We start from the raw sequence: 24,279 nt of genomic DNA, 5'->3' as shown, positions 1-24,279 counted from the left end.
GATCGCCCGGCCACCTCCCCGGCGGGGTAACATCGTCCCTATCGTGTCGAGGGTCCGTCCCTCGAAACGCGACGCGGGCCGGGGGGACCGCGCACAGCCCGACGCTCCCGAATCGGAAGAAAGACCCAGCGCGACCGTGACGATCCAGACCCCGGAGACCGACCACCGCCGCAGGCACGCGAGCGCGCGCCGTGGCCGGCACCGCGGGCCCATCCCCGCCGCCCCCGAGGTCTTCAGCCGCGGCTTCGACGCGCTCGGCCGGCTGGCCGTGCAGGGTGTGCAGGTCTCGGCGCGCGCCACGGACCTCTCCACCGGCGAGGTGCTCTTCTCGGTCGACGACCACGTCGTGATGCCGACCGCCAGCATCGGCAAGGTGCTGCTGCTGGTGGAGGTCGCCGCGCGCCTCCAGTCGCATCAGCTCAGCCCGCTGGCCCAGCTCGATCGCGCTCCGCAGGACATCGCGGGGGAGTCCGGCATCTGGCAGCACCTGCAGGTTCCGGCCCTGCCGGTGGCCGACCTCGCGGCGCTCGTGGGCGCGACCAGCGACAACCTCGCGACCAACGTCCTCCTGCGCCGGGTCGGCCTGGAAGCCGTGAGCGCCCGCACGGAGTCCCTCGGCCTCACCCGCACCGCCCTCCTGGACCTGGTGCGCGACCACCGCGGCCCGGACGACGCCCCGCAGCTCTCGGTCGGCAGCGCCAACGAGCTCACCTGGCTGTTCTCGGCGCTGGCCCGCGGGGAGGTCGTGGACGCCGCGACCAGCCGACAGGTGATCTCCTGGCTGTCCCTGAACAGCGACTTCTCCCTGGTGTCGAGCGCGTTCGGCCTCGACCCGCACTCCCACCGCCACCCCGAGCACGGCATCCTGCTGGTCAACAAAACGGGCACCGACGCGGGAGTCCGCAGCGAGGTCGGCGTGCTGCGCGGGCCGCGCGCCGGGGTGACCTACGCGGTGTCGACGTACTTCGACGACACGGCGCTGCCGGCGCGGCTGGCGGTCATCGACGGAATGCGGACGGTGGGGCTGGACCTGTTGGAGTACGTGTTCTGAGGCGGCTCACAACCCCGCGATGAACGAATCCTCCGCCGCGTAGTCGAACCACCGATCCGCTCGCGCCCGCTGCGCGAGCGTCGGGAACGCCTGCTCCCAGTCCTCCCCGCGGCGCTCGGCAGCGCGCACCTCCCGCACCGCCCAGTCGACGGCCGCCGCCACGGCCTCCCGGTACGCGACCGGCTGCCGGTAGCCGAGCTCCACCGTCGCCGCCGCCATGCTGAGCAGCAGCGGGTGCGCGACACTCCAGGGCGTGCCGCCGACACCGTCCACGGGCGGGCCGGGGAAGGTCACCAGCTCCACCTCCTGGTCGAGCGCCGCGTACACCGCGCGGGCGATCTCCGCGACGCTGAGGTCGTCCTGGTCCACCGCGTTGAGCACGCGCCGGCCCGGTTGTGCGCCGCACAGCGCGACCAGCTCCGCGATGTTCGCGGTGGAGGACGTGCTGAACCGGTTGGCGCCGTCGTCGGAGAGCAGCACCCTCCGGCGGCCGTCCAGCGCGCGCTTGACGAAGTACCACTCCCGCAGCGCAGGGCTGAACGGGCCGTGGATGGCGCCGGGGCGCAGGATGCTCACCGGCAGCCCGTCGACCGCGAGCAGCCGGCGCTCCATCGCGGCCTTGAGCGGCGAGTAGGTTCGTTCGTCGTTGTCCACCGTCGGGTCGGTCTCGCGCAACGGGAGGGGATAGTCGGGGAAGTCGTCCGGACCGGTCACGATGTCCAGGTAGCCGCCGTTCCGGCCGGTGTAGACGGAGGCGGTGGAGATCACCACGAGCGAGCCGATGTCGCCCGCGAGCGCGGCGAGCTGGTCGGCGTGCTTCGGCTCGTACGCGACTGTGTCGAGGACCAGGTCGTGGCCGCGGGCGAGCGTGAGCAGCGCGTCCGTGTCGTCGCGGTCGAGGCGGACGGTGGTGATGTCGAAGTCGCTCAGGTCTGTCGCGCCGGGGTGGCCTCCGCGGTGGGCGACCAGCACCGACCAGCCGTCGGCGGCGAGCCGTCGCGCGGCGGCCGATCCGATCTGGCCGGTGCCTCCGATGATCATCGCAGTTCGTGCCGTGGAGCCGGAGTCGACCGTCATGGGGCAACCGTACGCCGGGGCGTGGCGGCACAGCAGGACGGGGAGTCTGCCCTCAGCAGACCGCCGCCCTCACCCCAGCAGTGTCCGCGCCAGCGCCAGGTACTCCCGCGCCTTCGCGTCTGGGAGGTACGCGCGCCCGATCGCGTTGCCGATCGCCGGCAGCGACACGGCGTCCGGGTAGGCCAGCCACAGCGTCTCGTACGTCGGGTTGAACTTGCTCTTGAACGCGAACAGCGACGCGAACCCGTACGCGGGCTCCAGCGTCCGGGCCAGGAAAGCGAGCAGCCGGTCCATCACAACCGGTCCCTCGGCGGAGGCGTCCGCGTCGGCGTCCTCCGGAGCAGCCGGCCCCACCGGCTTCGTCGCCAGCGGCGCCCCCGAGAGGCTCAGGACCTCCACCCCCTCGCCGCGCATCCGCTGCGCCGCGGACGCGATGACGAACTCCATGATCCCCGGGATGCTCTTGTCGGCCCGGCGCATGAAGTCGATGGTGTAGCCGACGATCCGCCCGTCCTGCCAGCTCGGCAGCCAGCTCGTGACGGCCTGGAGGTCGCCCTGCGGGTCGTAGGCGAGGTACAGCCGCACCTCGGGATCCTTCAGCTCGGCCATCCCGCCGAGGGTGAAGCCCATCTCCGGCAGCTCCTTCTCCGACACCCACTGCTCGCTGAGCGCGACGATCTGGGTCTGCTGGATCGGCGCCAGCTCGGCCCACGTCGTCCACAGCGTCGAGATGCGCTCCTTCACCCCGCGGTTGTGCGCCTGCCGCACCTTCTGCCAGGGCTTGCCCTGCATGTCGAAGGTCTGCGGGTGCATCAGCGTCTCCTCGCCGACCGACACGCTCTGCCAGCCGAGCGACTCGAACACCGGGAGGAACGCGCTGTGGATGCTGTAGAAGGCGGGCGTCCAGCTGTTCGCGTCGCAGAAGGCGATGAAGTCGATGATGGTCTGCTCCGCGCGCTCCGGCCGGCACACCGGATCGGAGACGGTGATCGCCACCCCGTTGATCACCCGGTACGCGACGGCGGCCTCACCGTCCTCCGAGAACCAGTAGACGTTGTCTGGCCAGGTGCCCATGAAGCCCAGCGTCCCGCCGCCGCCCGCGCGCAGGAGCTCGCGGAAGTGCAGCTCGTCGCCGACCGTCCGGCCGGTGGACGTCGCCCGGTACAGCCGCATCGTGCCGATGACGAAGATCGTCCAGAACACCGGCCCCACCCACTGGTAGAGCAGCAGGGTGAACGAGGAGGTCGGCACGATCACCGGTCCGAGCACCGACTCGAAGCCCGACGGCACGAACCGGCGCAGCGTCGAAGCGAACACGTCGCCGATGGAGGCCTGAGGCACGAACGACGACAGCGTCCCGAGCGCCGCGATCAGATACAGGACCGCGAGCAGCGCGAACGCCACGACCGCCAGGATGGTGAAACGCACGACCGCGTCGCGGGGTGCCCGGATCTGGAACTGCCGCCGGGTCGCCAGCAGCAGCGCGATCGAGGCCAGCGGCACCAGCAGCGTGGCCGCCAGCCAGAGCAGCACCTCGATCGCGGGCGCCAGCGCGTCCATGCTGTCCACGTTGATAGTGATCGCGCCGCCGGGCAGCGCCGTGAACGGGAGGACGATCATCGCCGCGTTCACGACGATCCCGAGCAGCAAGGCGAAGTGCCGGCCACGACGGAGGCCGATGGCCGTCACGATGAGCAGCACGAGCGGCAGCAGGCTGAGCAGCAGCGGGCCGACCCCCTGCACGGAGACGGCGGCGAGCTCGTCGCGGCAGTTGGTCGTGTCCGACGCTCGGCAGGCGGCCAGCACGGTCGTCGCGTCCACGGCCCGGTGCTGGAACAGGGCTGAGATGAACGAGAACGGGCCGAGGCCGCCGGGCGGCAGCAGGGCGGCGAGCGGGCCGATCGCGGTGATCGCGACGATCGCGGCGACCAGGTTGCGGGTCTCCGCGTGCGAGCTGCGGCGCATCCGGTGCAGCGGCCCGCGGCGCAGGATGACGCCGAGCGCGAGGCCGAGCAGCGCCGCGAACAGCCGGTAGACGTTGTTCTGGTCGCCGTTGTAGAGCACGAACATGGCGAGGGTGGCGAAGGTGAGCAGCCGGATCCGCCGTCGCCACAGCGTCGTCGCGAACGCGCTCGCCGTGACCAGCGCCCCCACCATCCCGATGGTCGGGTCCAGTGTGAAGTCGAACTCGGTGGCGTGCGCCAGGATCTCGCCCGCGTTCGCCGCGGCCCACTGGCCGAGCACGCCCAGCGTGACGCCCAGAACGCCGGTGACGAGGAACGCGACGATGAGGCGCATGGTGCCGAGCAGCCGTTCGGAGGCGGCGAGCAGCGTCAGCGCCAGCAGGACCGAGATCACGACCTCGATCGGGTCCTCCGGCACGAAGAGCGCGGTGAGCGGCGTCCACCAGTATCCGGCCCGGATGGTCGTCGGCACCCCCGCCGCCCAGACCAGCGAGCCGCCGCCCACGCTAGCGGCGCTCCACAGCGTGCCGGTGGCGATGGAGGTCGCCAGCATCAGCACGGCGAGCGTCACGCTCGCGGGCGCGACCTGCACATATGCGCGCAGCATGGCCCACGCCGGCGGCCGCCCCGGGGGCGGGTCGGCCGGCGGTGCTGGTGCGGTGTTCGTGGGAGCCGTGCTCATCGTGTCTCCGTCGTGGCCCCCACCCTAGTGGTCGTCATCCACTCCCGGAGGCGGAATCTGTGGCGCGGGTCGGAAACCTGCCACCCGTGAAGGCTCAGATCTCGCGCAGTCGCTCTGCGAGGTACCGGTCGAGGCCTTCCAGGGGGATGCGCTCCTGCTTCATGGTGTCGCGGTCGCGCACCGTCACCGCGTCGTCCTCGAGGGAGTCGAAGTCGACCGTGACCGCGAGCGGCGTGCCGATCTCGTCCTGGCGACGGTAGCGGCGGCCGATCGCACCCGAGTCGTCGAAGTCGACGTTGCGGCGCTTGCGGAGCTTGTCGGCCAGGCCCCGGGCGAGCGGCGACAGCGCCTCGTTGCGGGACAGCGGAAGCACGGCGACCTTGACGGGCGCGAGGCGCGGGTCGAGGTGCAGCACCGTGCGCTTGTCGGTGCCGCCCTTGGCGTTGGGCACCTCCTCCTCGTCGTACGCGTCGACCAGGAACGCCATCAGCGCGCGGGTGAGGCCGAAGGACGGCTCGATCACGTACGGCACGTAGCGCTCGTTCTTGTTCTGGTCGAAGTAGCTGAGGTCTTTGCCCGAGTGCTCGATGTGGGTCCTCAGGTCGTAGTCCGTGCGGTTGGCGACGCCCATCAGCTCGCCCCACTCGCTGCCCACGAAGTCGAACTTGTACTCGATGTCGATGGTGCGCTTCGAGTAGTGCGCCAGCGCGTCCTTCGGGTGCTCGAACCGGCGGATGTGGGCCGGGTCGATGCCGAGGTCGACGAACCAGTCCCAGCAGAGGTCGATCCAGGTCTGGAACCACTCCTCGTCGGTGCCGGGCTCGACGAAGTACTCGATCTCCATCTGCTCGAACTCGCGGGTGCGGAAGATGAAGTTGCCCGGCGTGATCTCGTTGCGGAACGCCTTGCCGATCTGGCCGATGCCGAACGGCGGCTTCTTCCGCGCCGCCTGCAGAACGTGCGCGAAGTCGGTGAAGATGCCCTGCGCCGTCTCCGGGCGCATGTAGTGGAGCCCGGACTCGTCGTCCACGACGCCGAGGAAGGTTTTCATCAGACCGGAGAACTGCCGGATCGGCGTCCACTGGCCCACCTTGTCCGGGTGGTCCGGGTCCGGGATGTCGTCGAGGCCGTTCGCCGGCGGGTGGCCGTGCTCGGCCTGGTACGCCTCGAAGAGGTGGTCGGCCCGGTAGCGCTTGTGGGTGACGAGCGACTCGGTCAGCGGGTCGCTGAAGACCTGCACGTGACCGGAGGCCTCCCACACGGCGGTGGGCAGGATGATCGCCGAGTCAAGACCGACCATGTCGCCGCGGCCGCGCACGAACGCGTTCCACCACTCGCGCTTGATGTTCTCCTTGAGCTCGACGCCGAGGGGACCGTAGTCCCACGCCGACCGGGTGCCGCCGTAGATCTCGCCGGAGGGGAAGACGAATCCGCGGTGCTGCGCCAGCGTGATGACGGAATCCAGTCTCGACGGTGCGGCCATGGGTGCTCCCTAAAGGTGCCGGGTGGTGGGGGACCCGTCCATCCTACTGAGGAAGCGCCGACCTCACCGGCCCGCGCGGAAGTCGTCCTCCAGGATCGCGAACACCGCGGTGTCCGACCATTCGCCCTTGTAGATCTCGCTCCCGCGCAGCAGCGCCTCCTGCTTCATCCCGATGATGCCGCACAGGCGTGCCGACGTCTCGTTGCGGGCGTCGAGCTGGGCGAAGACGCGGTGGCCGCCGAGGGTGTCGAAGCAGAGCTCCAGGAGGCGGGTGGTCGCCTCGGTCGCGTAGCCGCGGCCGTGGACCGCCGGGTGGAACACCCAGCCCATCTCGAACTTCGCCCACTGAGCCTTCTTGAGGAAGAGGCTCACGTGGCCGATCACCCGGCCGTGGGCGCCCTCGGCGTCGGGGAGCTCGACGGCGTACACGATCCCGTCACCGTCGGCCGCGAGGCGGTTCATCGCGATGCGTTTGCGCAGGTGCTCGGCGGACTCGTCGTGGTCGTGCACCTCCCACAGGAGGTAACGGGCGACATCCTTCAGGCGCTCGAACTCGTGGCCGTTCTGCAGGTCGCCGCTGTTGAGCGGGCGCAGCAGCAGCCGTTCGGTGCGGAGCTCCTCCGCGGCGTAGGGCAGGCCGGTGGCGGCGTGCGGCTCGGTGGCGGTGATCGTGGCCTCGTCGCTCACGTGTCCTCCTCTGGTGGGTGCTCCTGGACGGACGTCAGGAGGCGGCGGTCTCGTCGTCGACGGCGCGGAGCGGGCGCCGGTGCGCGTCCTCGACCTCCACGCCGAACAGCGCGGTCGTCGCGTCGACGAACGACTGGGCCTCGCCGTTCCTGGCGAGCTCGCGCGCCCGCACGGACGGGGCGTGCAGGAGCACGCCGGCCAGGTGCCGGAGCGCCTGCTCGGTCTGCTCGGTCGAGTCGCCGCGGGCGCGCGCCCGGGCGATCTCGGCGTCGAGGATGCCGAAGACGTGGGTCCGGAGGGCTACCAGCGCGGGCGTGATGGCCTGCTCGGCGTTCTGCGCCGCGAACTCGGCGGCGGCGGCGCCGACGAGCTCCCGGGCGTCGGCCGCGGCGTTCAGCTCCTCGATCGGCGCGTGGATGCGGATGGTCTCCAGGTCGAGCAGCTCGACGCCGCGCAGCTCGGCCACGGCGGGGTCGACGTTGCGGGGGAGGCCGAGGTCGATGACGAGGCGGCGCTCGGCCGCGTTCGGCGCGGCGATCGCGTCCGCGAGCAGCGTGCGGGTGATCACGTGGTCCGTGACCGCGGAGCAGGTGACGACGAGGTCGGCGGAGCCCAGCCCCTCCGGGAGGCCGTCGGACTCGACGGGGACGACATCGTGGGACAGGGCGAACTTCGCCGCGCGCCCGGTCGGCGAGAACACCTGCACGTCGACCACGCCGCGCTCGCGCAGCGCGGCGAGGCTCGCGCCGGCGTACTTGCCGGTGCCGACGAGCAGCACGCGGAGGGCCGCCCAGTCGCTGATCCGGCTCTCGGCCAGTTCGAGCGCGAGGCGGACCATCGAGCGGCCGGCCGTCATGATGCCGGTCTGGTTTTTGACCCCGCGGGAGGTGCGCGACGCGACCTGGAAGACGCGCTCCAGGTTCCCGGTGACGGTACCGGAGGTGCGGGCCGCCTGCAGGGCGCGGCGCACCTGGCCGGCGATCTCGCCCTCCCCGACGACGACGGACTCGAGGCCGCTGGAGACGGAGAAGAGGTGCTCGGCGACGGCGTCGTCGCTGTAGACGGCGCTAGAGGAGCGGAGCAGGTCGGCGTCGATGCCGCTGGCGGCGGCGACGGTCTCGATCACCTGGTCCGTGGTCGCGTCCGCTGCGAACGGCTGGGCGTCGACGTCGAGGTACGCCTCGAAGCGGTTGCACGTGGCCAGGACCACCGAGCCGGAGACGATCCCGTGCTGCTCCGCGAGTGCCGCGGTGACGGCGGGCGCATGGCGCTCGAGCCGTTCGAGGAGGTCGAACTCCGCAGTGCGGTGGCTCGACGAGAAGCAGAGAAGCACGGAGGAAAGAATACGCTCGGCGCCGACGAGACTCGAATCGGGATACCCCGTCCTGAGCCTGTTCGACACGATTCCCGGGGGATTGGCAGATTGACGCCTGGCAGAATCGTCGGGTGACCTCCCTCGACCCGACCCACCCGCTCTCCGACGGCCGAACCGCGGGCAGTCGCCTGATCCGCTCCTACCAGGGCGAGCGCCAGGAGACCGTCCCCGTCTGGTTCATGCGCCAGGCCGGGCGCTCGCTGCCCGAGTACCGGGAGCTGCGCGTCGGCACGCGGATGCTCGACGCCTGCCTCGACCCCGCGATGGCGAGCGAGATCACCCTGCAGCCGGTACGCCGGCACGGGGTGGACGCGGGCATCTTCTTCAGCGACATCGTCGTGCCGCTGAAGCTCGCCGGTGTGGCCGTGGAGATCCAGCCCGGCAAGGGCCCGGTGTTCGACCAGCCGGTGCGCACCGCCGCCGACGTTGCGCGGCTCGAGGAGGTCGACCCGGGATCCCTCGGCGCAGACACGTTCGCGCCGATCGCGGAAGCCGTGCGGCTGACCACGGCCGAGCTCGGCGACACCCCGCTGATCGGCTTCGCCGGCGCCCCCTTCACCCTCGCCGCCTACCTGGTGGAGGGCGGCCCGTCCAAGGACCACATCCGCGCCCGCACGCTCATGCACGCCGACCCGGAGACCTGGGCGCGACTGATGGCGTGGAGCGCCGACGTGACCGGTGCCTTCCTGCGCGCCCAGCTCCTGGCCGGCGCCAGCGCCGCCCAGCTCTTCGACTCGTGGGCCGGCTCGCTGTCGCTGCAGGACTACGTCGAGCACGTCGCCCCGGCCTCGGCCCGGGCGCTCTCGCACATCCGCGACCTGACCTACAAGGTGCCGCGGCCTCCCGTGGATGGCGTCGACGCCGTAGGCGACGCCCCCGCTGACTCCGAGCCGCTGGTCCGCAACGTCCCGATCGTGCACTTCGGCGTCGGCACCGGAGAACTCCTGAAGGCCATGCACGAGGTGGGCGCCGACGCGGTCGGCGTCGACTACCGCACGCCGCTGGACGAGGCCGCCCGCCGGCTCGGTCACGTCGTGCCGGTGCAGGGCAACGTCGACCCGGCCATGCTCGCCGCGCCCTGGAAGGTGCTCTCGGCTCACGTCGTCGACGTCCTGGAGCGCGGCCGGGAGGCGCCGGCCCACGTGCTCAACCTCGGTCACGGCGTCCCGCCCGAGACCGACCCGACGGTGCTGACCCGCGTGGTCGAGCTCGTCCACGGATGGCGGGCATGACTCCGGAGCCCCTCGACCACGACGCGGTGACGGAGAGCATCCGGCACGCGGTCGAGGCCGCGCCCACCCGCATCGTCGTCATCGGCGGGGGCGTCTCGGGACTCGTCGTCGCGCGGGAGTGCGCCCGCCCCGGCTTCGAGGTGACCCTGCTGGAGGCCTCCGGTCGCGTGGGCGGTTCGGTGGCGCCGCTGGAACTCGGCGGCATCACGCTCGACGCGGGGGCCGAGAGCTTCGCGACCCGCGGCGGCCACGTCGCCGCCCTGCTGGCCGAGCTGGGCCTCGGCGACGACGTCGTGGAGCCGAACCCGGCCGGCGCCTGGGTCCGCAACGGCACGCGCACCGTGCCGTTGCCGAAGGCCGGCCTGCTCGGCATCCCGAGCTCCCCGTTGGCGACCGATGTCGTGGCCGCGATCGGCTGGGGCGGCGCCGTGCGCGCCTACCTGGACCGGGTCCTCCCCGTGCTGAAGATCGGCCAGGAGCGCAGGCTCGGCACGCTGGTGCGCAAGCGGATGGGATCGAAGGTTCTCACCGAGCTGGTGTCCCCGGTCGTGACGGGTGTGTACTCGGCCGACCCCGACGACCTCGACGTGGATGTGGTCGCTCCCGGCCTGAACGCGGCGCTCACGCGGCTCGGGTCGCTCTCCGGCGCCGTGGGCGAGCTGCGCTCCGCGGCGAAGGCGGGAAGCGCCGTGGGCGGCCTCCGTGGAGGCATGTGGCGGCTGCCGGCGGCGCTCGCCGCGGACATCGAGGCGCGGGGCGGGATCATCCGCACCGACGCTGCGGTGGCCTTCGTCACGCCGTGGGTCGCGCCCGATGTGGAGGACATCGCCGCCGCCGCGGTGGAAGCCGCGATGTCGGCCGAGCCCGCAGAGCCCGCCGACGCCCGGCCCGCCCGGTGGACGGTGACCCTCGCGGACGGCTCCACCCTCGACGCCGACGCGGTGGTCATCGCCGCTCCGGCCGACTCCGCCCTCACGCTCCTCCCCGGCATGGACGCCGCCCTCGGCGACCTCGCCAATCTCGACTGGCCGCCCGCCTCCAGCGTCGAGCTGGTCACCCTCGTCCTCACCGACGACCGGGTCGGCGCTGCGCCGCGCGGCACCGGCGTGCTCGTCGCCGACGGCCCGGAGTCCGGCGTCTCCGCCAAGGCGATGACGCACTCCAGCGCCAAGTGGGCGTGGGTCGCGGAGGCCGCCGGGCCCGGACGTCACGTGGTGCGGCTCTCCTACGGCCGCGCCGGCCGGGCGTCCGAGACCCTTGCGCTGTCCGCCGCCGAGCTCCGGGCGCAGGCGGTCACCGACGCGGCCGCCCTGCTGAATATTCCCCTCACGGAATCCGCTGTCTCCGCGTTCGCCCGGACCCCCTGGACGAACGCCCTCCCCTATGCGACAGTGGGGCAGCGGGAGCGCATCCAGCGCGTCCGCGACGAAGCTGAGAACGTCGAAGGGCTCGAGGTGACCGGCTCCTGGCTGACCGGCACCGGTCTCGCGTCCGTCATCCCGGACGCGCGCCGGGTGGCGGAACGGGCCAGGGGTCTACGCTGGAAGGCACTGACCGACGACCTGGAGGGGTAGGACGGAATGCGGGGCAAGATTCTCTTCGCGACGGGTGCAGCGGTGGGCTACGTGCTCGGCACGCGCGCCGGTCGCAAGCGCTACGAGCAGATGAAGTCGGCCGCCCTCAAGGTCTGGGAGTCGCCGGGGGTGCAAAAACAGGTGAACGCCGTCGAGGACTTCGTCGCCGAGAAGATCGGCGAGGCGCCCGAGGCTCTGTACATCACCGTCAAGAAGGCCGTGGTCCGGGCGAACGAGCGTCGCAGGGAGGCCCGCGTCGGCTCCCGCAGGCCGGGGGTGGCCGTCGTCGCCGTCACGCGGGATGATCCTGAGACGACCTGATCCGGTCGTGAACTGTCAGAGAAGGTGTCACGGAAGGGCGGTGAGCCGATGACCGATCGAGAACGTGCCAGGTCGCAGTCGCTCGGTGAGCTGATCGCGTCGCTCCCGCGGCTGCTGATCCAGCTCGTCAAGGCCGAGCTGGCCAACCTGCGGGCCGAGTACGCCGAGAAGGCGAAGTATGCCGGGATCGGCATCGGGCTCTTCGTGGTCGCGGCGGCCTTCCTCTTTTTCGCGCTCGGCGTCCTGGTCGCCGCGGCGATCCTCGGCCTCGCGATCGTGCTGCCCGGCTGGGCCGCCGCGCTCATCGTCTTCGGCGCCCTCCTGGTGATCGCCGCGATCCTGGTGCTGATCGGCGTCGGCTCGCTCAAGCGGGTGGACGGCGCGGCGCCCAAGGAGACCATCGCCAGCGTCAAGACCGACATCGACGCCGTGAAGGGGTTGGGCCGATATGACAACTGATCGCAACGGTGTCGAGAAGGCCCGTGCCGACCTGGCCGCGACCATCGACGCCATCCAGTACAAGGTCGATATCCCGGCGCGGGCGTCCGAGCGGTTCCGGACGCTCCGCGACGAGAACCCGATGGCGCTCGTCGCCCTGGCGGTCGGGGTGGCCGTCGCCGTGGGAGGCGCGGTCTGGGGGATCGTCGCCGCGTCCCGGCGCTGACGTCGCGCCTCCGGGCCGCCAACGGCGCCCGTCCGGTTTTTGCCTTCTCAGCTTTGCGAGGGAGACTGTCGGTATGAGTAACCCGGCTGCCGTTCCGGCAGAGTCGACCGCCCCCGCAGACACCACCCCCGAAAGCCCCAGCGGCTTCACGCTCTGGGCCGTCCTCCGCCGGGACCCGGCCCGTCCCGACGACCTCGACGGCACCGACGTGCCCAAGGCCGTCCAGGAGCTCGAAGGCGTCATCGCCGACATCGAGCTGCAGGGCGTCACGACCCGCGGGCTCTACGACGTGAGCGGCCTCAAGGCCGACGCCGACATCATGATCTGGCTGCACGGCCCCGAGGCCGAGGCCCTGCAGTGGGGGCTCCGCCAGCTCCGCCGCACCCGCCTCCTCAAGGCCCTCCTGCCGACCTGGAACGCGATGGGCGTGCACCGCGACGCCGAGTTCAACCGCCAGCACGTCCCCGGCTTCCTGCGCGGCAAGGAGCCGAAGGGCTGGCTGTGCGTCTACCCGTTCGTGCGCAGCTACGAGTGGTACCTGCTGCCCGACGAGGAGCGCGCGCAGATGCTCGCGGACCACGGTCGCAAGGGCGCGGCGTTCCGCGGCGTCCTGGCCAACACGGTCGCGGCGTTCGCTCTCGGCGACTACGAGTGGATCCTGCCGTTGGAGTCCGACGAACTCACCGACCTGGTCGACATGATGCGCGACCTCCGCTACACCGAGGCGCGCCGCCACGTGCGCGAAGAGGTCCCCTTCTTCACCGGCCGCCGCATCCAGCCGGCCGAGGTCGTGGAGGTGCTCCAGTGACCGGTACCGAGGCCGTGCCGCGGGTGCTCGGCGCGACGCCGGCTGCCGCGTCCGGCGCGGAGCACGTGACCGAGCCGGTCGCGTACGACGCGATCCTGCTCGCCGGCTTCGGCGGCCCGGAGGGTCAGGACGACGTCATCCCGTTCCTGCGCAACGTGACCCGCGGCCGCGGCATCCCGGAGGAGCGTCTGGAGGAGGTCGCGCACCACTACCGCCACTTCGGCGGGGTGAGCCCGATCAACGACCAGAACCGTGAGCTCAAGGCGGCGCTGGAGGCCGAGCTCGCCTCGCGCGGCATCGACCTCCCCGTGCTGTGGGGCAACCGCAACTGGAGCCCGTACCTCGAGGACGCCCTCGCCGAGGCGCAGGAGCGCGGCCTCACCAAGCTGATCGCCATCGCGACCAGCGCGTACTCGTCCTACTCGAGCTGCCGGCAGTACCGCGAGGACTTCGCCCGCGTGCTGGAGGAGAAGGGCCTGGAGGGCACCATCCAGATCGACAAGGTGCGCCAGTTCTTCGACCACCCCGGCTTCGTGGAGCCGTTCATCGAGGGCGTGCGGAACGCCGTGGACGAGCTGCGCGAGCGCGTCCCGGGCATCGATCCGGCGACCGAGATCCGCATCCTCTACTCGACGCACTCGATCCCGTCGACCGACGCGGCCAAGTCCGGCCCCGCCGAGCGCGGCTTCGGAGAGGGCGGCGCCTACGCGGCCCAGCACCTCGCCGTCGCCGAGGTCGTCTCGCAGGAGGCGACCGGCGGCGTCATCGGCTGGGACCTCGTCTACCAGTCCCGTTCCGGCCCGCCGTCGATGCCATGGCTGGAGCCCGACATCAACGACCGGATCGCGGAGCTGCCCGCACTCGGCGTCAAGGCCGTGATCATCGTGCCGCTCGGCTTCGTGAGCGACCACATGGAGGTGCTCTGGGACCTCGACAACGAGGCCATGGAGACCAGCGAGGAGAACGGCCTCGTAGCCGTCCGCGTGCCCACCCCCGGCACCCACGCCCGCTACGTGAAGGGCCTGGTCGACCTCGTCCTGGAGCGCCGCGACGGCGTCCCGGTCGAGCAGCGCCCCGCGCTGACCACGCTGGGCCCCTGGTACGACGTATGCCGTCCGGGCTGCTGCGAGAACGTCCGCCTCGGCTTCAAGCCCGCCGCCGCGGGGATCGCGCCGTGAGCGGCACCGTGACCAGGGCCGAGGGCCCGTCCGTGCGCCGCGACGGCGTGCTGCGCATCGGCACGCGCGGCAGCGCGCTCGCGGTCGCGCAGACGACGGTTGTCGCGGAGTCGATCGCCCGGGCGACCGGCCTCGACATCGAGCTGGTCACGGTCACGACCCACGGCGACACCTCGCGCGAGTCCCTGTCGGAGCTCGGCGGCACCGGGGTGTTCGCCACTGCGCTGCGGGAGGCCCTCCTCGCCGACGAGTGCGACCTCCTCGTCCACTCGCTTAAAGACCTGCCGACCGCGGCGGCTCCCGGGCTCGTCATCGGCGCGGTGCCGAAGCGCGCCGACGCGCGCGACGCGCTCTGCGCCCGCGACGGCCTCACGCTCGAGACGCTGCCCGACGGCGCGAAGGTGGGCACGGGCTCGCCGCGCCGCGTCGCGCAGCTCAAGTCGGTGCGCCCCGACCTGGAGGTCGTCGACATCCGCGGCAACGTGGACACCCGGCTCGGAAGGGTCGCCGAGGGTGACCTCGACGCCGTCGTGCTCGCCGCCGCGGGCCTCGGCCGACTCGGCCGCCTCGACGCGGTGACCGACTTCTTCGCGCTGTCGCAGGTGCCGACCGCTCCCGGCCAGGGCGCCCTGGCACTGGAGGTGCGCGAAGGCGAGCAGACCGGCCGCGGCGACGTCGCCCGCGCGCTGAAGGCCGTCGACCACGCGACCACGCACGCCTGCGCGACCGCCGAGCGCGCCGTCCTCGCCGGACTCGAGGCCGGCTGCGCCGCCCCGATCGGCGCGTCCGCCCTGGTCGACGACGGCCTGCTGTTCCTCACCGCCACCGTGTACCGCCCGGACGGGACCGAGCGGCTAACGGCCTCCCACGCCGCGACTCCGGACTCCTTCGGCGCCGCCGACCTCGACGAGGCCGCGCGCGAAGTCGGCGCCCGCGTGGTGGCCGAGCTGCTCGGCGCGGGCGCCGCCGACCTGGCCCCGCTCGGGAGCGCATGATGGCCTCCACCCCGTCCTCTCCGAAGCCGCTCGCCGGCTGGCGCGTGCTCGTGCCCAGGGGAGGGCCCTGGGGCGACTCGGTCGCCGCCGACCTCCGCGCCAAGGGCGCGTCGCCGGTCGTGGCTCCGATGATCAACTTCGCGCCGACGGCCGACGCCCCCGCGCTGGACGCCGCCCTGGCGCGGCTCGCCGCCGGCGGCTTCGACTGGGTGACCGTCACCAGCGCCACCACGGTGGACGTGCTGAGCGCCGCAAGGGCCGTCGTCCCGCCGTCCACCCGCATCGCGGCTGTCGGCGAGACCACCGCCGCGGCGCTGGCCGCCGCCGGCTACACCGTCGACCTGGTCCCGGCGGAGGAGAACTCCGCGCGCGGACTGCTCGAGGAGTGGGAGGCCGCGACCGAGGGCGTCGTGCCGCTCCGCATCCTCACCCTCCGCTCCGAGATCGCCAAGCCCCTCCTGACCGAGGGGCTGAGCCGTATCGGCCACCAGGTGGAATCCGTGGTCGCCTACCGGACGGTGGGGATCCCCGTTCCGGAGGGCATCGTCGCGGACGTGCGCGACGGCCTGGTCCAGGCCATCCTCGTCACGAGCGGCTCGGTGGCCGAGCAGGTGCAGTCGCAGCTCGGCCCGATCCCGGAGTCCACCCTCGTAGCCGCCATCGGCCCGCAGACGGCCCGCGACGCGCGCGAGTACGGCCTCCGCGTCGACGTGATCGCCCGCGAGCGCACCGCGGCCTCCCTCATCGAGGCCGTCGCCGCCGTCGCCAGCGCCCGCTCCACGACCTTCTGACCCCTGCGCGCACGTGCGGCGGGCACCCAGCGCCGCGGGCGTAGGCTGGGGAGAGTGAGTGAGTTGCATCCCGTCGTGAGGCCCCGCCGCCTCCGGCAGTCTCCTGCCCTGCGTCGTCTGACGGCCGAGACCCGCCTCCACCCGGCCGAGCTGATCCTCCCGCTGTTCGTGCGGGAGGGCGCCTCCGAGCCGCGGCCGCTCGCCTCCATGCCCGGAGTCGCGCAGCACAGCCTCGACTCGTTGAAGCGCGCCGCCGTGGAGGCCGCGGAGGCCGGCGTCGGCGGCGTCATGCTCTTCGGCATCCCGGAGAACCGCGACGCCATCGGCTCCGCCGCGACCGACCCGGACGGCATCCTGAACGTCGCCACCCGCGCCCTCGCCGCCGAGGTGGGCGACGCGCTCGTCGTCCAGACCGACCTGTGCCTGGACGAGTTCACCGACCACGGCCACTGCGGCGTGCTCGACGCCGAAGGCCACGTCGACAACGACGCCACGCTGCTGCGCTACCGCGACATGGCGCTCGCGCAGGCGGAGGCCGGCTCCCAGCTCCTCGGCCTCAGCGGCATGATGGACGGCCAGGTCGCCGCCGTGCGTGACGCGCTCGACGCCGCCGGCCGCACCGACGTCGTGATCATGGCGTACTCGGCCAAGTACGCCTCCGGCTTCTACGGCCCGTTCCGGGAGGCCGTCGACTCGCAGCTCTCCGGCGACCGCCGCGCCTACCAGCAGGACCCGGCCAACCGCCGCGAGGGCTTGCGCGAGGCGCGGCTCGACCTGGAGGAGGGCGCCGACATCCTCATGGTGAAGCCGGCCCTCAGCTACCTCGACGTCCTCAGCGACGTCGCCGCGTTCAGCGACGTGCCGGTCTGGGCCTACCAGGTCTCCGGCGAGTACGCGATGGTGGAGGCTGCGGCCGCCAACGGCTGGATCGACCGCGAGCGCGTCATCGAGGAGACCCTGATCGGCGTGCGCCGTGCGGGCGCCGATGCCGTGCTCACCTACTGGGCGACCGAGGTCGCGGGATGGCTGCGATGAGCGACTTCTACAACACCGACTCCCACAACACCGGCGCCCACAACATCGGCGCCCAGGACCTGCAGGGCCTGGCCGACGGCGCCGCGATCGGCGACGTCAACCTCGCCCAGTTCGAGCGCGCGCAGCGTGTGATCCCCGGCGGTGTGAACTCCCCGGTCCGCGCCTTCCGCTCGGTGGGCGGCACGCCGCGGTTCATGGTCTCGGCGCACGGCCCCTACATCGTGGACGCCCAGGGTCGCGAGTACGTCGACCTGGTCGCGTCGTGGGGCCCGGCGATCCTCGGCCACGCGCATCCGGCCGTGATCGACGCCGTGCAGGCGGCCGCCGCGCGCGGGCTCTCGTTCGGCGCCTCCACGCCGGCCGAGACCGAGCTGGCGGAGGCCGTGCTCGGCCGCGTCCCGTTCATCGACAAGCTGCGGCTGGTGTCGACCGGCACCGAGGCGACCATGACCGCGATCCGCCTGGCGCGCGGCTTCACCGGCCGCCCGCTGCTGATCAAGTTCGCCGGCCACTACCACGGCCACTCCGACAGTCTCCTCGCCGAGGCCGGGTCGGGCCTGGCGACGCTGTCGCTGCCGGGTTCGGCCGGTGTCACCGAGGCCACGGCCGCCCAGACCCTGGTGCTCCCGTACAACGACCTCGACGCCGTCCGCGCCGCCTTCGAGGCGAACGGTCCCGACATCGCGGCCGTCATCACCGAGGCCGCCGCCGCGAACATGGGCGTCGTCGCCCCCGACGAGGGCTTCAACGCGGCCCTGACCGACCTCGCCCACGAGTTCGGCGCCCTCCTCATCCTGGATGAGGTCCTGACCGGGTTCCGGGTGAGCGAGGCCGGCTATTGGGGCCTCGACCGCGGCTACACGCCCGACCTCGTCACCTTCGGCAAGGTCATCGGCGGCGGGATGCCGCTGGCGGCCGTCGGCGGACGGGCGGAGCTGATGGACTTCCTGGCCCCGACGGGCCCGGTCTACCAGGCGGGCACGCTCTCCGGGAACCCGGTCGCCGTCGCCGCCGGCCTCGCCACGCTGGCGCTCGCCGACGAGGCCGTCTACGACCGGCTGGACGTCGTGGCCGACACCCTGTCGAGCGCCGTCTCCGACGCGTTGGCCGCAGAGGGCGTCGCACATCGGGTGCAGCGCGCGGGCAACCTGTTCAGCTTCGTCTTCGGCGACTTCGCGGCCGCGCCGCGCACGTACGCCGAGGTGCAGTCGCAGGAGGCGTTCCGCTACCGGCCGTTCTTCCACGCGATGCTCGACGCGGGCGTCTCGCTGCCGCCGAGCGTCTTCGAAGCGTGGTTCGTCACGGCCGCCCACGACGACGCGGCCGTCGCGCGCATCCTGGAGGCCCTCCCGGCCGCCGCCCGCGCCGCCGCGCAGGCCACCCCCGCCTGACCCGTCGCCCCGGCTACTCGTCGGCGGCGGAGGGGGCGCGGGAGAGGGACTCGACGTACGTGTAGGTCGCCGAACTCGGCCAGCCATCCGCGTCGAGCAGCGCGTACACGTCGAAGTTGAGCGCCCCGCCGCCACCCGCCGCGCGCCGCAGCGTGCGCGGCGGGACGTCCGACGATGCCCGCACCGTGACGGTCTGCGGATCCACCCCGGAACGCAGAAGGCGGGCGTGGAAGGTGGTGGTTCGGGTCACCGGTCCACCTTCTCACACCCGCCCGGAGGGCTGTCCGCCTAGGCTTGCCCGTGCGATTCGCGCGAGCGACGGGACAGCGAGTCGATGATGACCGCGAGCAGCAGCACCGCGCCGGTGATCATGAACCGGTACGACGAGTCGAGGTTGAGCAGCGTCAGACCGTTCGAGATGGACTGGATGACCAGGATGCCCAGCAGCGCCGACCACGCCGACCCACGGCCGCCGAAGAGGCTCGTGCCGCCGATGACCGCCGCCGCGATCGCGTTCAGGTTGGTGTCCGTGCCGCCGGAGCCCGCGCTGACGGAGGCGAGCCGCGCCGCGGCGAGCAGGCCGCCGATCGCCGCGAAGGTCGAACACAGGATGAACACGCTGATGAACACCCGGTTGACCTTGATACCGGCGCGACGTGCCGCCTCCACCGAGCCGCCGACCGCGAAGACGGAACGTCCCCACTTCGTGCGGGTCAGGAAGAAGTTCATGATGATGACGAGCACGACGAAGAACAGGAACATCGCCCCGGTGCCACGGTCGGTCGACAGGTACCAGACCGCGATGCACAGGCCGATCAGGAGCAGCCCCGCCTTGATCAGGACGACGGCCATCGACCCCTCGGACAGTCCGGCGTTGCGACGGCGGACGTTGCGCCGCCAGTCCGACCAGAACATCCCGAGCGCGGCGATCACGGCCAGCCCGTACGCCGCCCACGGCGGCAGGAACGTCTGCTGGGCGAAGTTGACGATCCACGAGTTGTAGGGGATGTTGATCGAGCTGTTCGGCCCGAGGATCCAGAGCTGCACGCCCAGGAAGCCCAGCAGGCCGGCCAGCGTGATCACGAAGCTCGGCACGCCGAACCGGGTGAAGAGCTGGCCGTAGAGGAAGCCGATCAGCGCGCCCGCCAGGATGGCGACGATCACGGTGAGCGCCAGCGGCCAGTGGAGCTGGGTGAAGCCGACGCCGAGGATGGCCGCGGCCACACCGCTCACCGAGCCGACCGACAGGTCGATCTGGCCGAGCAGCAGCACGAGCACGATGCCGATCGAGATCGTCCCGATCGCGGCGCACTGCAGCGTCAGGTTGACGAGGTTGTTGGCGCTGAGGAAGTTCGGGTTGAGGATCTGGAAGACCACCCAGATCACGATGAGCCCGACGACCACCGGCAGGGAGCCGAGGTCGCCGCCGCGCACGCGGCGCCCGAAGGCGCGGACCGCGCCGCCGAGGCCCTCCTCGCGGATGAGCCGCTCGTCCTGCAGGTCGGCGGCGAGCTGAGCCGGAGTCTCTGGTGCCTTGGTCATCAGGCCTGGTTCCCTTCGCTGTTCTCGACGCGCTCGACGCGCTCCTCGATGCGCTCGGCCCGCTGCGCGACGACATTGTCGGTGGCGCCGGTGATCGCCGAGATGATCTCTTCGTAGCTGACGTCGGGGACGCGGAAGTCCCCGTTGTTGCGGCCCAGCCGCAGCACGGCCACCCGGTCGGCGACCGCCTGCACGTCCGCCATGTTGTGGCTGATCAGGATGACGCCGAGCCCGCGCTCACGGAGCCGCTCGATGAGGTTGAGCACCTCTGCGGTCTGCGCGACGCCGAGGGCGGCGGTCGGCTCGTCCAGGATGACGATGCGCGGCTCGCCGATCAGCGACCGGGCGATCGCGACCGTCTGGCGCTGGCCTCCGGAGAGCGAGGCGACGGCGATCCGGACGGACGGGATGCGTGCCGAGAGCTGCCGGAGCAGGCTCCACGACCGTTTCTCCATCTCTTCCTCGTCGAGCGTTCCTCGGGTGATCTCCCGACCGAGGAAGAGATTGGACACGACGTCCAGGTTGTCGCAGAGCGCGAGGTCCTGGAACACCGTCGCGATGCCGAGCCCGCGGGACGCCGAGGGGGACGGGATGGTGACGTCCTGACCGTCGAAGGTGATCGTCCCCGAGTCCTGCGGATGCACTCCCGCGAGGATCTTGACCAGGGTCGACTTGCCGGCTCCGTTGTCGCCGACGAGGGCGACGACCTCCCCCGGGTAGACGTCGAGGTGGATGTCCGTGAGCGCTTGCACGGCTCCGAACCCCTTCGACACCCCCCGTAGTGAGAGGACGGGCTGTCGGGTGGACGACTCCGGGTCGGTGACCGGGGATTCCATCGTCACGGCGTTCTCCTTCGGGCCTGACGCGATGCTGTCGCGTGGTGCTGGATGCTGCTGGGCTAACTGTATGGCGGAACCACCCGGCCCGGGGATGCGGAATCCGCTCCCCGGGCCGGGTGGCCCCTGTGGTTCTTGCGACTACTTGATGCCGTACTTGTCGCACGCCGCCTTGTAGTCCGGGGTGCAGATCTTCGCGGCGGAGTCGGGACCGTAGAACTGGTCCTTCACGACCGTGGACTCGATGTTGTCCGTGGTCACCGCGACCGGGGTCAGCAGGATGGACGCGATCTTCGCGCCGCCCTTGGTGTCGACCTGGGTGGTCTGCTCGGACGGCTTCTGGCCCTTGGTCAGAGCGATGGCGAGGGTCGCCGCCTGCTCGGCCTCCGGCTTCAGCGCCTTGTAGACGGTCATGTACTGGTCGCCGGCGAGGATCCGCTGGATTGCCGCGAGCTCAGCGTCCTGTCCGGTGACCGGCGGGAGCGGGCTGAGGTTGGCCGCCTTCATGGCCGCGATCGCGCCACCACCGGTGCCGTCGTTCGCCGCGTAGACGCCCTTGATCTGGTTCTTGAACTGCGAGACCTGTCCGGACACCCAGTCCTGGGCCTTGGCGGGGTCCCATGCTGGTGTGTCGTACTCGGCCAGCACCTTGTAGCCGCTGGAGTCGATGACACTGTGCGCGCCCTTCTTGAAGAGCGTGGCGTTGTTGTCCGTCGGCGAGCCGTTGACCATCAGGATGCCGCTGCCCGGGGCGACGCCGTCCTTCTTCAGCTTGTCGACGAACGCGGTGGCCTGCAGCTGGCCGACCTTCTCGTTGTCGAACGAGATGTAGTAGTTCAGGTCGGGGCTGTCGATCAGGCGGTCGTAGGAGATGACCGGGATGTTCTTGGCCTTCGCCTCGCCGACGATCGACGCGGCGGCCTCGCCGTCGAACGGGTCGAGAACGAGCACCTTGACGCCCTGGGTCAGCATGGACTCCGCCTGCTGCTGCTGCTTGCTGGCGTCGCCGTCCGCGTTCGCGTACAGGACCGTGCAGCCGGAGCAGAGCGACTTGACCTTGGCCTCGAAGAAGGGCTTGTCGGCCGCCTCGTAACGGGCGGTGACCGAGTCGGGGAGGAGAAGGCCGATCTTGGCGTTCGCGGCGCCCGACGCATTGTTGGTCGAGGTGTTGCCGGAACCGTTCGAGCAGGCTGTGAGGGTGAGAGCTGTGGCCAGGATCGCGGCGGACACCATGACCGCTCTCTTGGTGGCGATCTTCATTGAAAAACCTCCGATTCGAAGCCGCCGACGTTGGCGACTGGGTTGAGTGTGTCAGGGGCCGCCGCTTGGCGTCAATACTTGAATTCAAGCTTTCGATAACGGTTCGTCACGGACGGGGGGCAACGGGGGACAACGGGGACGCGGCCCCCGTCGCAGCGTCAGACGGCGACGCCCACGCTCGTGATCGAGATGCTGTCGACCGCGTGGGCGACGGCGCCGAGGGTGGCCGCCCGCACGCCGAGCTGCCCCTGGACGATGTCGGGCATCCGGTCCTCGCCGACGATGATGGAGCGTTCCACCGCGTGCCGCATCGGGCCGAGCAGGAGCTCGCCGGCGCGGCCCAGTTCGCCGCCCACGACGATCCGCTCCGGGTCGAGCAGGTTGCAGAGGTTGGCCGTCGCGACCCCGATGTGACGGCCGGCGTCCGCGATGGCACGGATGCAACGGGCGTCGCCGGCCATCGCCTGGAGCACGACGTCGCCGAGCTTCAGGCTGCCGAGGTGGTCGCGCAGCTCGTCCAGTACGGCGGGACCTCCGGCGATCGCCTCCAGGCAGCCGCGGTTGCCGCAGCGGCAGAGCGGGCCGTTCTCCCGGATCGTGGTGTGGCCGAACTCGCCGGCGACGCCGTTGTTCCCGCGGAAGAGCTGGCCGTTCAGCAGCAGCCCCGCCCCGATCCCGTCGCCGACGTCGAGGGTGATCGAGGTGCGCTTTCCGCGACCGGCCCCGAGGCGGGACTCCGCCAGGGCGGTGAGGTTGGCGGCGTTGTCGATGAAGACCGGACGGTGCACGCGGCGCTCCAGGGCGTCCGCGATCACCACGCCGTCCCAGCCGCGCATGATGCCGCTGCGCGCGATGGTGCCGGTGGCGCGGTCGAGCGGCGCCGGCACGGCGAGACCGATCGCCAGCACCTCGTCGCGGGAGGCGTCGACCGAGTCGAGCATGTCGGTCAGCAGCAGCGCGACCTTGTCGAGCTCGTTGTCCGCCCGGTGGTCCTTGGCCAGTGGCATGTGGTTCTCGGCGACGACGGTGTTGGCGACGTCGGCCAGGGCGACGCGCAGGTGCCGGGTGGAGAAGTGGACGCCGACCACGAGGCCGAGCGCGTGCGCGAGCGTGACGTGCTGGGCGCGCCTGCCAGAGCGGATGCTCTGCGTCGTATGCAGAACGCCGGAGGTGGAGAGCTCCTTGACGATGTTGGAGACCGTGGCGGGGGAGAGCCCCGTCGCACCGGCCAGCTCCACCTGCGTCAGGCCGCCGTGCTTCTTGATGGCGTCGACGATCCGAGCCCGGTTGGCTTCACGAAGTGAAGTCTGCGAGCCCGGAGTCCGCCGCTGCGTTGCCACGACGAGAAGGATACATGCCGGTCGGGAATACCGATCATGAGAGTCCCGCGACCCGATCCAGTCGGGTTTCGCGGCTCTCCAAGCCAACGGTTACGGGTTTGTGAGATTCGCGACCCCCGTCGGCCCCGGTCGGCGGGCAGGATAGAGCTATGGCCGACCTGCACGTTCACCCCGACCGCCTGGAGATCCACCTCACCCGGGCCGAGAAGGTGCTCTCCGTGCGTCGGGAGGATCTGGTGATCCCGCGCGAGAGCATCCGATCGGTCGCGATTACGGAGGACCCGTGGATCTGGATCCGCGGCATCCGCGCCCCGGGAGCCGCCGTCCCGCTCACGCTCTCGGTGGGCACCTGGAAGTTCCACGGCGGCAAGGACTTCCTGCTCATCAAGGGCAAGCAGCGCGCGGCGGTGGTCGTCGATCTCGACGGCGAGGAGTTCTCCCGCGTGATCGTCTCGACGCCGCACGCCGCCAAGCTGGTGGAGGCGCTGCGCGTTGACGTGGGCGGGATTCCCGCCGACGGCGAGATCATCGACTGACGCTCGCGCCGCGCCTCACCCCGCGTGGGCGACCGAGAACAACACCAGCCCGGTCAGCGGCGGAAGCCCCTGCAGCACTGCCGCGCCCCAGAACCGCCGGTCCGTCGTGAGCAGCACGACCGCGGCCAGGACCATGCACGCCCCGGTGAAGAACATCAGCCCGAAGCCGACGTGGCGCAGGGTCGTCCAGTAGAGCACGAGCCCGACCGTGGTGCCGCCCGCGAGGAACAGGTTGTAGAACCCTTGGTTGTAGGCCATCGGGCGCACCACGTCGGCGTCCCGCTGTGTCGCGAGCCCGAACCGCCGCCAGACGCTGGGCGACGACCACAGCATGCTCTCCATCGCGAAGAAGACCAGGTGCACGACCGCCGCGAGCGCGAGGAGGACGGAGCCGAGGATCGCCATGGGTGGAGACTACGCTGCGTGGCGCGGCACCGCCCGCTCGTCGACCGTCGGC

24 protein-coding genes are annotated in these 24,279 nt (G+C 71.5%); 13 read left to right on the top strand and 11 right to left on the bottom strand.

Going from position 1 to position 24,279, the window contains the following annotated elements; all coding sequences use genetic code 11:
- The first annotated feature begins 136 nt into the window (after positions 1 to 136).
- Positions 137 to 1,051 (top strand): serine hydrolase, encoded by a 915-nt coding sequence (locus ABIA36_RS07320; protein WP_369961621.1) that lies wholly within the window; start codon positions 137 to 139, stop codon positions 1,049 to 1,051.
- A 6-nt stretch (positions 1,052 to 1,057) separates the two neighbouring features.
- Here ABIA36_RS07320 and ABIA36_RS07315 read toward each other — a convergent pair whose 3' ends face one another.
- The 5 genes from ABIA36_RS07315 to ABIA36_RS07295 all read right to left on the bottom strand — a co-directional run bounded on the left by ABIA36_RS07315 (position 1,058) and on the right by ABIA36_RS07295 (position 8,277).
- Positions 1,058 to 2,128 carry an NAD-dependent epimerase/dehydratase family protein gene (locus ABIA36_RS07315; RefSeq protein ID WP_369961620.1) on the bottom strand — a complete coding sequence of 357 codons (1,071 nt, stop codon included), beginning with the start codon at positions 2,126 to 2,128 and terminating at the stop codon, positions 1,058 to 1,060.
- A gap of 69 nt (positions 2,129 to 2,197) precedes the next feature.
- Positions 2,198 to 4,774 (bottom strand): bifunctional lysylphosphatidylglycerol flippase/synthetase MprF, encoded by a 2,577-nt coding sequence (locus ABIA36_RS07310; RefSeq protein WP_369961619.1) that lies wholly within the window; start codon positions 4,772 to 4,774, stop codon positions 2,198 to 2,200.
- Positions 4,775 to 4,868: 94 nt separating this feature from the next.
- Positions 4,869 to 6,257 carry a glycine--tRNA ligase gene (locus tag ABIA36_RS07305; RefSeq protein ID WP_369961618.1) on the bottom strand — a complete coding sequence of 463 codons (1,389 nt, stop codon included), beginning with the start codon at positions 6,255 to 6,257 and terminating at the stop codon, positions 4,869 to 4,871.
- Positions 6,258 to 6,320: 63 nt separating this feature from the next.
- Complete coding sequence (locus ABIA36_RS07300) at positions 6,321 to 6,944, bottom strand: GNAT family N-acetyltransferase (RefSeq protein WP_369961617.1); 624 nt, start codon at positions 6,942 to 6,944, stop codon at positions 6,321 to 6,323.
- A gap of 34 nt (positions 6,945 to 6,978) precedes the next feature.
- On the bottom strand, positions 6,979 to 8,277 hold the full coding sequence (locus ABIA36_RS07295; protein ID WP_369961616.1) for a glutamyl-tRNA reductase: 1,299 nt from the start codon (positions 8,275 to 8,277) through the stop codon (positions 6,979 to 6,981).
- Positions 8,278 to 8,390: 113 nt separating this feature from the next.
- Between ABIA36_RS07295 and hemE the strand changes: the two genes are divergently transcribed.
- The 11 genes from hemE (at position 8,391) to hemL (ending at position 18,308) form a co-directional block, all read left to right on the top strand.
- Positions 8,391 to 9,551: a uroporphyrinogen decarboxylase gene (gene hemE, locus ABIA36_RS07290; protein WP_369961615.1), complete on the top strand. Its 1,161-nt coding sequence runs from the start codon at positions 8,391 to 8,393 to the stop codon at positions 9,549 to 9,551.
- The gene (gene hemG / locus ABIA36_RS07285; protein WP_369961614.1) at positions 9,548 to 11,125 is read left to right on the top strand and encodes a protoporphyrinogen oxidase; all 1,578 of its coding nucleotides are present in this window, start codon (positions 9,548 to 9,550) and stop codon (positions 11,123 to 11,125) included. Before hemE ends, hemG begins: the two co-directional genes overlap by 4 nt.
- Positions 11,126 to 11,131: 6 nt before the next feature.
- Complete coding sequence (locus tag ABIA36_RS07280) at positions 11,132 to 11,446, top strand: hypothetical protein (protein ID WP_369961613.1); 315 nt, start codon at positions 11,132 to 11,134, stop codon at positions 11,444 to 11,446.
- 48 nt (positions 11,447 to 11,494) lie between these two features.
- Complete coding sequence (locus ABIA36_RS07275; RefSeq protein WP_369961612.1) at positions 11,495 to 11,905, top strand: phage holin family protein; 411 nt, start codon at positions 11,495 to 11,497, stop codon at positions 11,903 to 11,905.
- Positions 11,895 to 12,110: a DUF3618 domain-containing protein gene (locus ABIA36_RS07270; protein ID WP_369961611.1), complete on the top strand. Its 216-nt coding sequence runs from the start codon at positions 11,895 to 11,897 to the stop codon at positions 12,108 to 12,110. The genes ABIA36_RS07275 and ABIA36_RS07270 overlap by 11 nt, the downstream gene beginning before the upstream one ends.
- A gap of 73 nt (positions 12,111 to 12,183) precedes the next feature.
- Positions 12,184 to 12,918 carry a hydrogen peroxide-dependent heme synthase gene (gene hemQ / locus ABIA36_RS07265; protein ID WP_369961610.1) on the top strand — a complete coding sequence of 245 codons (735 nt, stop codon included), beginning with the start codon at positions 12,184 to 12,186 and terminating at the stop codon, positions 12,916 to 12,918.
- Entirely contained in the window at positions 12,915 to 14,096 is a 1,182-nt protein-coding gene (locus tag ABIA36_RS07260; protein WP_369961609.1) for a ferrochelatase, read from the top strand. Before hemQ ends, ABIA36_RS07260 begins: the two co-directional genes overlap by 4 nt.
- A complete protein-coding gene (gene hemC, locus ABIA36_RS07255; RefSeq protein WP_369961608.1) occupies positions 14,093 to 15,091 on the top strand; it encodes a hydroxymethylbilane synthase in 999 nt (332 codons plus the stop codon). The genes ABIA36_RS07260 and hemC overlap by 4 nt, the downstream gene beginning before the upstream one ends.
- On the top strand, positions 15,088 to 15,882 hold the full coding sequence (locus ABIA36_RS07250; protein WP_369961607.1) for a uroporphyrinogen-III synthase: 795 nt from the start codon (positions 15,088 to 15,090) through the stop codon (positions 15,880 to 15,882). Before hemC ends, ABIA36_RS07250 begins: the two co-directional genes overlap by 4 nt.
- Positions 15,883 to 15,945: 63 nt before the next feature.
- A complete protein-coding gene (gene hemB / locus ABIA36_RS07245; protein WP_369962093.1) occupies positions 15,946 to 16,917 on the top strand; it encodes a porphobilinogen synthase in 972 nt (323 codons plus the stop codon).
- Positions 16,905 to 18,308: a glutamate-1-semialdehyde 2,1-aminomutase gene (hemL, locus tag ABIA36_RS07240; RefSeq protein ID WP_369961606.1), complete on the top strand. Its 1,404-nt coding sequence runs from the start codon at positions 16,905 to 16,907 to the stop codon at positions 18,306 to 18,308. The genes hemB and hemL overlap by 13 nt, the downstream gene beginning before the upstream one ends.
- A gap of 13 nt (positions 18,309 to 18,321) precedes the next feature.
- Here hemL and ABIA36_RS07235 read toward each other — a convergent pair whose 3' ends face one another.
- The 5 genes from ABIA36_RS07235 to ABIA36_RS07215 form a co-directional block, all read right to left on the bottom strand.
- Positions 18,322 to 18,558, bottom strand: a complete 237-nt coding sequence (locus tag ABIA36_RS07235; RefSeq protein ID WP_369961605.1) for a hypothetical protein — start codon at positions 18,556 to 18,558, stop codon at positions 18,322 to 18,324.
- A gap of 38 nt (positions 18,559 to 18,596) precedes the next feature.
- Complete coding sequence (locus ABIA36_RS07230; RefSeq protein WP_369961604.1) at positions 18,597 to 19,850, bottom strand: sugar ABC transporter permease; 1,254 nt, start codon at positions 19,848 to 19,850, stop codon at positions 18,597 to 18,599.
- Positions 19,850 to 20,686, bottom strand: coding sequence for an ATP-binding cassette domain-containing protein (locus ABIA36_RS07225; protein ID WP_369962092.1), 837 nt, complete (start codon positions 20,684 to 20,686; stop codon positions 19,850 to 19,852). Before ABIA36_RS07225 ends, ABIA36_RS07230 begins: the two co-directional genes overlap by 1 nt.
- 141 nt (positions 20,687 to 20,827) lie before the next feature.
- Positions 20,828 to 21,946, bottom strand: a complete 1,119-nt coding sequence (locus ABIA36_RS07220) for a sugar ABC transporter substrate-binding protein (protein ID WP_369961603.1) — start codon at positions 21,944 to 21,946, stop codon at positions 20,828 to 20,830.
- Positions 21,947 to 22,104: 158 nt separating this feature from the next.
- On the bottom strand, positions 22,105 to 23,286 hold the full coding sequence (locus ABIA36_RS07215; RefSeq protein WP_369961602.1) for an ROK family protein: 1,182 nt from the start codon (positions 23,284 to 23,286) through the stop codon (positions 22,105 to 22,107).
- Positions 23,287 to 23,435: 149 nt separating this feature from the next.
- Here ABIA36_RS07215 and ABIA36_RS07210 point away from each other — a divergent pair, with 149 nt between their 5' ends.
- Positions 23,436 to 23,822 (top strand): hypothetical protein, encoded by a 387-nt coding sequence (locus ABIA36_RS07210; RefSeq protein WP_369961601.1) that lies wholly within the window; start codon positions 23,436 to 23,438, stop codon positions 23,820 to 23,822.
- Between the two features lie 15 nt (positions 23,823 to 23,837).
- Here the strand turns inward: ABIA36_RS07210 and ABIA36_RS07205 are convergent, their stop codons facing one another.
- Positions 23,838 to 24,227 carry a DUF1304 domain-containing protein gene (locus ABIA36_RS07205; RefSeq protein WP_369961600.1) on the bottom strand — a complete coding sequence of 130 codons (390 nt, stop codon included), beginning with the start codon at positions 24,225 to 24,227 and terminating at the stop codon, positions 23,838 to 23,840.
- Positions 24,228 to 24,279 lie beyond the last annotated feature (52 nt).

Origin of the sequence: Leifsonia sp. EB34, assembly GCF_041260585.1 — a bacterium.
In the GTDB taxonomy this organism is placed as follows: domain Bacteria; phylum Actinomycetota; class Actinomycetes; order Actinomycetales; family Microbacteriaceae; genus Leifsonia.
The sequence above is the reverse complement of the archived record's forward strand: the minus strand, read 5'-3'. Positions and strand labels throughout refer to the sequence as shown.

Bases quoted from the DNA above. Each gene is read 5' to 3' on its own strand.
- ABIA36_RS07315 (WP_369961620.1), bottom strand. From the start codon at position 2,128: ATGACGGTCGACTCCGGCTCCACGGCACGAACTGCGATGATCATCGGA.
- ABIA36_RS07310 (WP_369961619.1), bottom strand. From the start codon at position 4,774: ATGAGCACGGCTCCCACGAACACCGCACCAGCACCGCCGGCCGACCCG.
- ABIA36_RS07305 (WP_369961618.1), bottom strand. From the start codon at position 6,257: ATGGCCGCACCGTCGAGACTGGATTCCGTCATCACGCTGGCGCAGCAC.
- hemG (WP_369961614.1), top strand. From the start codon at position 9,548: ATGACTCCGGAGCCCCTCGACCACGACGCGGTGACGGAGAGCATCCGG.
- ABIA36_RS07280 (WP_369961613.1), top strand. From the start codon at position 11,132: ATGCGGGGCAAGATTCTCTTCGCGACGGGTGCAGCGGTGGGCTACGTG.
- ABIA36_RS07275 (WP_369961612.1), top strand. From the start codon at position 11,495: ATGACCGATCGAGAACGTGCCAGGTCGCAGTCGCTCGGTGAGCTGATC.
- ABIA36_RS07270 (WP_369961611.1), top strand. From the start codon at position 11,895: ATGACAACTGATCGCAACGGTGTCGAGAAGGCCCGTGCCGACCTGGCC.
- hemQ (WP_369961610.1), top strand. From the start codon at position 12,184: ATGAGTAACCCGGCTGCCGTTCCGGCAGAGTCGACCGCCCCCGCAGAC.
- ABIA36_RS07250 (WP_369961607.1), top strand. From the start codon at position 15,088: ATGATGGCCTCCACCCCGTCCTCTCCGAAGCCGCTCGCCGGCTGGCGC.
- hemL (WP_369961606.1), top strand. From the start codon at position 16,905: ATGGCTGCGATGAGCGACTTCTACAACACCGACTCCCACAACACCGGC.
- ABIA36_RS07230 (WP_369961604.1), bottom strand. From the start codon at position 19,850: ATGACCAAGGCACCAGAGACTCCGGCTCAGCTCGCCGCCGACCTGCAG.
- ABIA36_RS07225 (WP_369962092.1), bottom strand. From the start codon at position 20,686: ATGGAATCCCCGGTCACCGACCCGGAGTCGTCCACCCGACAGCCCGTC.
- ABIA36_RS07220 (WP_369961603.1), bottom strand. From the start codon at position 21,946: ATGAAGATCGCCACCAAGAGAGCGGTCATGGTGTCCGCCGCGATCCTG.
- ABIA36_RS07210 (WP_369961601.1), top strand. From the start codon at position 23,436: ATGGCCGACCTGCACGTTCACCCCGACCGCCTGGAGATCCACCTCACC.
- ABIA36_RS07205 (WP_369961600.1), bottom strand. From the start codon at position 24,227: ATGGCGATCCTCGGCTCCGTCCTCCTCGCGCTCGCGGCGGTCGTGCAC.